The organism is Actinomadura sp. SCN-SB (assembly GCF_043906805.1).
Classification (GTDB): domain Bacteria; phylum Actinomycetota; class Actinomycetes; order Streptosporangiales; family Streptosporangiaceae; genus Spirillospora.
The window spans coordinates 1-6834 of sequence record NZ_JBIMPP010000130.1; the positions used below are offsets into that span (position 1 = coordinate 1).

Here is a 6834-nt window from a genome sequence, read left to right on the forward strand (position 1 = left end):
CCTAGCGGTTCTCGTCGTTGTACGTGGTCTCACCCGGGCTGTAGCTGTGCGAGTAGGCGCCCGGCGTGTAGCGGTAGTAGCCGCCTTGCTCCGGCCCGCGGTGGTTGTCCTGGTCCTTGAACCGCCGCTCGGGCCGGCGCGGGTTGCGAGCGGCCCGCCGGGTCATCGTCAGCCACAGCAGCAGCGCCGCGGCGGCGGCCAGCGGGGTGATCAGTACGAGCCCCCAGCTCACCTGCCCCGGATCCGCGAGCACGCCGCCGGCCTCAAGCCCGGCCGCCGCGAGCAGTGTCAGGTCCATGTGATCCACCCCCTGCGGCCCCATACCCGCGATCGGCGCCGCCTTTCACGGATTTGACCGGTTATCTCCCTGGACGCCGTGGAGGGCGGGTGGCCGTTCGGCGGCGGGGCCCTGGATCGTCCGGTTCCGCCCGGCGGCCAGACCGGGGATCACCAGCGCGGCGGTGATCGCCAGCACCAGGAGCATCGGAGCGTTCCAGCCGTGCGTGGCGTCGTGCAGCGCGCCGACCGCCAGCGGGCCGAGCGCCGCGACCACGTACCCGCAGCCCTGTGCCATCCCGGACAACTGGACGGCCACCCGCGTGTCGTGCGCGCGCAGGCCGATGAGCGCGAGCGCCATGGCGAACCCGACCCCCTGGCCGAGCCCGAGCACCGTTCCCCACAGCCAGACCGAGCCGAGCGGCGCCCAGGCGATCCCGGCGAACCCCACGAAGGCGGGCACCACGGTGATGACGGCCAGCGGACGCTGGTCACGCATGTGCCGGGCCAGCAGCGGCATCGACAGCGAGCCGACGGCCTGCATCAGGTTGGTGAGCGCGAAGGCGTAACCGGCGGTCTCCGCCGTCATCCCGCGGTCCTGGAGGATCGTCGCCAGCCAGCCCACCACCACGTACGCCAGCAGGGACTGGACGCCCATGAAGAACGTGACGTGCCACGCCAGCGTCGATCGCCACACCGTGGCGGCGGGTGGCCGCGTCCCGTCCCCTACGGCGGGACGCGCGCCGGGGACGTCCCTCGTACGCAACAGGCGGGGGAGCCAGGCGAGGGCCGCGATCGCGGCCGGAACGGCGAGCAGCGCCAGCGGGACCCGCCAGCCGCCGGCCAGCGCCTGGTCGACCGGGATCACCAGCGCCGCCGCCAGGGCCGCGCTGGCCGTGATCGCGACCGTGTAGACCGAGGTCACCAAGGCGATCGAGGAGGGGTGGTCGCGCTTGATCACGGCGGGCATCGCGATGTTGCCGATGCTGATCGCGATCCCGGCGGCCAGCGAGCCCGCGTACAGCGCCGCCGGCGCGTCCACGAGCCTGAGCAGGAGCGCCGCGACCAGCAGCGCCATGCTGGACACCAGCAGCGTCTCGCTGCGGGGCGAGCGCCGCATGAACGCCGCGGCCAGCCCGTAGGAGCCGAAGAAGAGCAGCGGCAGCGTCGTGAGCGCGCCCGCCGCTGTGCCCGACAGGTCGTACTCGTCGCTGATCTCGGGGAGCAGCGGGCCCACGGCGACGACCGCGGGCCGCAGGTTCACCGCGACCAGGACGAGCAGTGACAACTGAAGGGCGATGACGCCCCGCCGCGCGGTCACGGCGCCTCCCCGGACGGCCCGAAATGTCAATGATCATACAGTTGGGGCGGCCGGGCGCCGGGGCGGGGTCACCGGTCGGTGTCGTGCGGGGCCTCGTCCCGCCGGGTGCGCTGGGCGGGGCTGCCCTCGATCACTCCGCCCTGGACGGCGCCGCGGTGGGGGCTCTCGCCGCGGATCCTGTCCGTGCGGACCCGCCTGCGCGAGACGTACAGCGTCAGGAACAGCCAGGTGACCAGGGCCAGGGCGACGACGAGCGGGGCGACGGCCAGCAGGATATTGGCGCCGACCGGGGATGCGTCTGCGAGCATTCGGTCACACCTCCTCCCGCTCCGCCCTACCCGGCATGTCCGGCTCAACCCTGAATGCCGGGTTTTGGCGGGTCACATGCCCCGGGACTGGGAGATCGAGCCCGAGGTGGCCAGCGTGAACGTGCGCATCGACTCGGCGAACTCCGACAGGTCCCACTCGGCGGGACCCTCGTACCAGTAGAGGTTGTCGGCGCCCTCGGCCCGCTCGCCCGCGTTCTCCACCGTCTTGGCCCACTTCGCGACGACGCCGAACACCACCGCGTACGGCAGAAAGCGCGAGAACAGCGCGATGCGCTGCGGCGCGGCCATCTCCCCGGCGGCGTCGTCCGGCAGCTCGCCGCGCTCCAGGAACGCGCGGAACCCGATCGTGTGCGCCAGCACCGTCGAGCCGCGCGCCGTCTTGGCCGGCATGTACTGCCCGCCGTACGTCAGCGCCGCCCCCGCGATGATCACGGCAAGCCCGACCAGCGCGTGGTCGGTGGCCAGCGCCAGCGCGACCGTGCCCGCCACGCCGAGGACCGTGAGCACCAGGCCCGCGATCGTCCAGCGGGACCGCACGCTGTCGGGACGCCGCGCGAACCAGCCCTGCTCGACCACGTCGTCGTACATCGCCGAACGGACCTTGGCGAGCCGCGTCGCGAACGTCCCGCCCAGCTCCGACAGCCTCACCGAGTCGCGGGGGGCGCCGTCCGGGGTGGTGAACAGGGCGTCCAGCAGCAGCCGCTCGTAACGCAGCAGGTTCTCGGGGGACGGGCGGTCCAGCCGCCGCAGCGCCCAGTCGAGCCGGCCGGTGGCGGCCCGGTCCTCCTCCTCGATCAGCAGATGGCCGCGTACCGCCAGGTCAACGATGGTGGCCGTCACGTCGATGACATCGGCCCGCTCGTCGATCAGCGTGCCGATCTGGCCGGGCCGCACCCCGTCCGGCGGCTCGAACCGGGACCCCTCGACCGGCGCGTGGTCGCCCTCGGCCGCCCGCTTGCCGACCACTCGGGCGTCCCGCCCGCGCAGCAGGTAGAGCCCGCCGAGCCCGCCGATCAGCAGCGCCAGCAGCCCGGCCAGCGCCGCGACCGTGACCCCGTTGACCGAGAACGCGGTCGCCACCGTGCGCCGCCGCTCGAAGATCGGCTTGCCGCCGGTCGCCCCTGCGGGGAGGCCCACCACGACCGTCAGGTACTCGCCGGCCGACATCCGCTGCTGGATAAAGATCCCCTGCGTGTGGGTGTGGTTGGTGTAGAACTGCGTGCAGCCGATCGCGCTGTCCAGCGGCCCGGCGAAGCAGTTGACGTTGCGGATCGGCGCCCCGCCGTCCACGGTGACGCGCGCCTCGTCCACCGGGACCTTCCAGCCGCCGACCGCCGTCCAGCGCAGCTCCTCGACCGCGCCCATCGGCGCCACCAGCCCCCGCACCTCGTAGTCCAGCACGACGGTGCGGCGGCCCGTGAGCGGCGCGTTCCCGGTGACCTTGAGCAGCGTGCGGGTGTCGTTCTCCGTCACCGCGACCTGGGCGGGGCCTCCGTCGGGACTGGACGCGCGCACGTTCGCGATCGGGTTCACCCGGTCCTCGCTGACGCTGCTGTGCCGCTTGGTGACGAACGCGCGCTCCAGGCCGCGGGAGCCGCCGAACTCGTAGGTGATGGTCTCCCGCACCCGGGCGACCCCGCCCCGCCCGATCCGCAGCGCCACCTCATCCTTGATCACCCGCTCGGGCGCGGCCACGGTGGACGGGGCCTCGGGGCCGGTCGCGGCGGCGACGGCCGGGACGGTGCCGAACAGAGGACCGAGCAGGGGGAGGAGGGCGGCGATGGCCAGGGAGGCGACCAGTGGTCGCGAGCAAGCCGGCATGGCCGCCCATCGTAGCCGTTGCGGCTGGACGCCGACGTTCCACGCCGGAGTACGGCATACACCACCTGTGCGATGATTTTCCGCTATGGCAGGTCACAATCCCCCACCCGCGCCCCCGAGCGCCGAGGTGCGGGCGGGCCTGCCGGGTGGCCCGCCTGGCACGATCTACCGGTACGAGCCGCGCCGCCCCGCCCCGCGCCGCGCCCCCGGCGGGACGATCGCGGGCATCCTCGGCGCGCTGGCCTCGGCGGTCGTGGTGGTCGTCCTGGGCTTCGCGCTGTTCGGCCCCGGGGACGGCGGCGTGTCCGGCCCCGACATCCTGCGTCCCGGCGCGCAGGCGGGCAAGGAGACCGCCACCTCGAACCGGCTGTACACGACGGGGCCGCTGGATCCGGTGAGCTGCCGGCTGCCGTCCATCGCGCCCGGCGCCGACTCCATGCGCCGGTTCATGAACGTGCTGAGCGACTGCCTGGACGGCTCGTGGCGCGGCCAGTTCGGCAAGGCGCGGATGCCGTTCTCCCCGCCCAACCGGATCTTCTGGGACGCGCCCGGCCGCGGCCCGTGCGGCACGTACCCGAGCCCGGGGGCGTCGGCGTTCTACTGCCCCGCCAACAACACGATGTACGTGGGGCTGGAACACATCGTGGAGACCTCGGGCGGTGAGCCGCTGTCGCACTACGCGGTGTTCGCCAGGGTCATCGCGCACGAGTACGGCCATCACGTCCAGGACCGCGCGGGGATCCTGCTGTACGGGCAGCAGGAGATGGAGCGGCAGCGGGACGCGGCCGCCCGTGCCGCCGTCAGCCGGCGCATCGAGTTGCAGGCGCAGTGCTTCGCGGGCGCCTTCCTGGGCGCCGAACGCGCCACGCTGCCGATGACGCGCGCCCAGTACGCCGCCCTGATCAACGACGTCCAGGGACGCGGGGACGAGCGGCAACCCGAGGACAAGCGCGACCACGGATCCAGCCGCAACTACGCGGGCTGGGTGGTGAAGGGCTACCGCGACCAGCGCCTCGCCGTCTGCAACACCTGGACGGCACCCGCGGAAGACGTTGACTGACCGACACCCGGAGCGGAGTGGAGGGTGGCGGTCAGTCTGCTTTCTCGGGGGTGTGGGGTTGCCCCCCCTCGCGTGGGTGTGGGGTTGCCCCCCTCGCGTGGTCCCGGTCACAGGTTTGAGATCATCTGATCACGGGATGTGAGCACCATCACGGCCGTGTGCTAGCAAGAGTGCTTGCAATAGCAAGCACCATGACGCAGGGTGGAGACATGGCGGGTTCCAAGGTCGGTTCCCTCGGGGAGTACATCCGCGAGCAGCGCACCCGGGCGAAGATCTCGCTGCGCCAGCTCGCCGATGTCTCGGGTATCTCCAACCCGTACCTGAGCCAGATCGAGCGCGGGCTGCGCAAGCCCAGCGCGGAGATATTGCAGCAGATCGCGAAGGGGCTGCGCATCTCCGCCGAGGCGCTGTACGTGCAAGCGGGGATCCTGGAGGACCGCGAGGCCGACACCGACGTCCAGGCCGCGGTGCGGGCCGACCTGATGCTCACCGAACGTCAGAAGCAGGTGCTGCTCGACATCTACGCCTCGTTCCTGAAGGAGAACGAGGCGGACGGAACGGTCGGGCGCGACACGGCTCCCAAGGACGAGAACGCGGACGACAACGAGGGCGAGGACGCGTCCGCGGAGCCACACCACGAACCACGGAACGGGAGCGCCCACGAGGACTCCCGCCAGGACAAGGAGGAGGCCGGATGACGATCACCAACACCATCCGCGAGAACAAGGCCGTCCACACGGTCGCCGGGGTGGGCGACCTCGCGTACGAGAAGCTCCGCGAAGTGCCGGAGCAGGTGAACAGGGCCCGCGAGTCCGCCGGCAAGTACCAGGGCGAGATGCGCGAGAACCTCGACAAGTACCGCGTGCAACTCCGCGAGGCCGTCGACCGGTACCGCGGCGAGGTCCGGGAGAACGTGGGCCGGATCGAGGTCAAGGACCTTCCCGGTGTCGCCGTCTCGTACGCGACCCACTTCGGCACCCGCGCCGTCGAGCTGATCGACGAGCTGGCCGAGCGCGGCCGGAAGGTCGTCCACAAGGAGGCCGCCGGGAGGGCCGAGATCACCGAGACGCCGGCCACGGCCCCCAAGCCCCGCGCCGCCCAGCAGAAGAGGACGGCGCAGAGCCGTACCCGCAGCGGCTCGACCCGCAAGACCCAGAGCTGACGTAGTTCGCTTTCCCACGGAACCCGGCCGGGATCAACCGGCCGGGTTCCGTCGTTGACTAGGGTGGGCACACGATCGAAGGCGAGTCGCGGCGACGGAACGGTGATCACTATGGTGGACGGACTCTTCTACTTCTTCTGGTTTCTGGCCATCGTCGCCTTCGTCTTCGAGGTCGTCGCCCTCGTCGACATCCTTCAGGTGCCCGAGGGCGCCTTCCCCGCGGCGGACAAGCAGACCAAGAAGCTCTGGCTGATCCTGCTGGTGGTCGCCAACGTGGTCGGGCTCGGCGGCGCGGCCGGGATCCTGCCGCTGCTGTCGTTCCTGCCGATCGCCGCGTTCATCGTGGCGGCGATCTACCTGGCGGACGTGAAGCCCGCGGTGAAGCCGTACAAGAACAAGGGGAAGGGTGGGGGCTCCAGCTCCGGCCCCTACGGACCTTGGTGAACCCTGCACGAGTCTCAGGAAGCCGACGATGACCAAGACCACCCATGGCCGTACCGCGCGGCTGGAACTGGACGACCAGGCCCTCCGCGACTGGGACGCGCTCGTCCTGGACGCGAGCCCCGAGGGGATCGTCCTCGACCGTTCGGCCTTCTACCCCGGTGGCGGCGGCCAGCCGCCCGACCACGGCGTGCTGCTCTGGCAGGGCGTCCAGACCCGCATCGCCGGGGTGCGCAAGGGTGATGACCTGGAGCTGATCCCGGTGGAGGGCGACCCTGTCCCGCCGGTCGGCACGTCCGTCCGCTGCTCCGTCGAGGACGAGCGCAGGACCGCGCTGATGCGCACCCATTCCGGTCTCCACCTGCTGTGCGGTGTGGTGTTCCGGGATTACGGCTGCCTGGTGACGGGCGGCAATATGGATCCC

At 71.8% G+C, this 6834-nt stretch carries 9 protein-coding genes; 5 read left to right on the top strand and 4 right to left on the bottom strand.

The window, feature by feature from the left end:
- Window position 1: 1 nt before the first annotated feature.
- The 4 genes from ACGWYJ_RS38320 to ACGWYJ_RS38335 all read right to left on the bottom strand — a co-directional run bounded on the left by ACGWYJ_RS38320 (window position 2) and on the right by ACGWYJ_RS38335 (window position 3747).
- Complete coding sequence (locus tag ACGWYJ_RS38320) at window positions 2-298, bottom strand: hypothetical protein (protein WP_395111556.1); 297 nt, start codon at window positions 296-298, stop codon at window positions 2-4.
- A 45-nt stretch (window positions 299-343) separates the two neighbouring features.
- On the bottom strand, window positions 344-1597 hold the full coding sequence (locus ACGWYJ_RS38325) for a CynX/NimT family MFS transporter (RefSeq protein ID WP_395111558.1): 1254 nt from the start codon (window positions 1595-1597) through the stop codon (window positions 344-346).
- 68 nt (window positions 1598-1665) lie between these two features.
- Window positions 1666-1905: a hypothetical protein gene (locus ACGWYJ_RS38330; protein WP_395111559.1), complete on the bottom strand. Its 240-nt coding sequence runs from the start codon at window positions 1903-1905 to the stop codon at window positions 1666-1668.
- A 72-nt stretch (window positions 1906-1977) separates the two neighbouring features.
- Window positions 1978-3747: a DUF2207 domain-containing protein gene (locus ACGWYJ_RS38335; protein ID WP_395111560.1), complete on the bottom strand. Its 1770-nt coding sequence runs from the start codon at window positions 3745-3747 to the stop codon at window positions 1978-1980.
- Between the two features lie 85 nt (window positions 3748-3832).
- Here ACGWYJ_RS38335 and ACGWYJ_RS38340 point away from each other — a divergent pair, with 85 nt between their 5' ends.
- The 5 genes from ACGWYJ_RS38340 to ACGWYJ_RS38360 form a co-directional block, all read left to right on the top strand.
- Window positions 3833-4807 (top strand): neutral zinc metallopeptidase, encoded by a 975-nt coding sequence (locus ACGWYJ_RS38340; protein WP_395111562.1) that lies wholly within the window; start codon window positions 3833-3835, stop codon window positions 4805-4807.
- A gap of 209 nt (window positions 4808-5016) precedes the next feature.
- Entirely contained in the window at window positions 5017-5505 is a 489-nt protein-coding gene (locus ACGWYJ_RS38345; RefSeq protein WP_395111564.1) for a helix-turn-helix domain-containing protein, read from the top strand.
- Window positions 5502-5969: a hypothetical protein gene (locus tag ACGWYJ_RS38350; protein WP_395111566.1), complete on the top strand. Its 468-nt coding sequence runs from the start codon at window positions 5502-5504 to the stop codon at window positions 5967-5969. The genes ACGWYJ_RS38345 and ACGWYJ_RS38350 overlap by 4 nt, the downstream gene beginning before the upstream one ends.
- Window positions 5970-6080: 111 nt before the next feature.
- A complete protein-coding gene (locus ACGWYJ_RS38355; RefSeq protein WP_395111568.1) occupies window positions 6081-6413 on the top strand; it encodes a DUF2516 family protein in 333 nt (110 codons plus the stop codon).
- 28 nt (window positions 6414-6441) lie between these two features.
- Window positions 6442-6834: alanine--tRNA ligase-related protein (locus tag ACGWYJ_RS38360; RefSeq protein WP_395111570.1), on the top strand; the 393-nt coding region annotated here is incomplete at its 3' end.

What these genes read in the sequence shown, in the direction of transcription:
- ACGWYJ_RS38320 (WP_395111556.1), bottom strand. Translation starts at nt 298, where the DNA reads ATGGACCTGACACTGCTCGCGGCGGCCGGGCTTGAGGCCGGCGGCGTG.
- ACGWYJ_RS38330 (WP_395111559.1), bottom strand. Translation starts at nt 1,905, where the DNA reads ATGCTCGCAGACGCATCCCCGGTCGGCGCCAATATCCTGCTGGCCGTC.
- ACGWYJ_RS38335 (WP_395111560.1), bottom strand. Translation starts at nt 3,747, where the DNA reads ATGCCGGCTTGCTCGCGACCACTGGTCGCCTCCCTGGCCATCGCCGCC.
- ACGWYJ_RS38340 (WP_395111562.1), top strand. Translation starts at nt 3,833, where the DNA reads ATGGCAGGTCACAATCCCCCACCCGCGCCCCCGAGCGCCGAGGTGCGG.
- ACGWYJ_RS38345 (WP_395111564.1), top strand. Translation starts at nt 5,017, where the DNA reads ATGGCGGGTTCCAAGGTCGGTTCCCTCGGGGAGTACATCCGCGAGCAG.
- ACGWYJ_RS38350 (WP_395111566.1), top strand. Translation starts at nt 5,502, where the DNA reads ATGACGATCACCAACACCATCCGCGAGAACAAGGCCGTCCACACGGTC.
- ACGWYJ_RS38355 (WP_395111568.1), top strand. Translation starts at nt 6,081, where the DNA reads ATGGTGGACGGACTCTTCTACTTCTTCTGGTTTCTGGCCATCGTCGCC.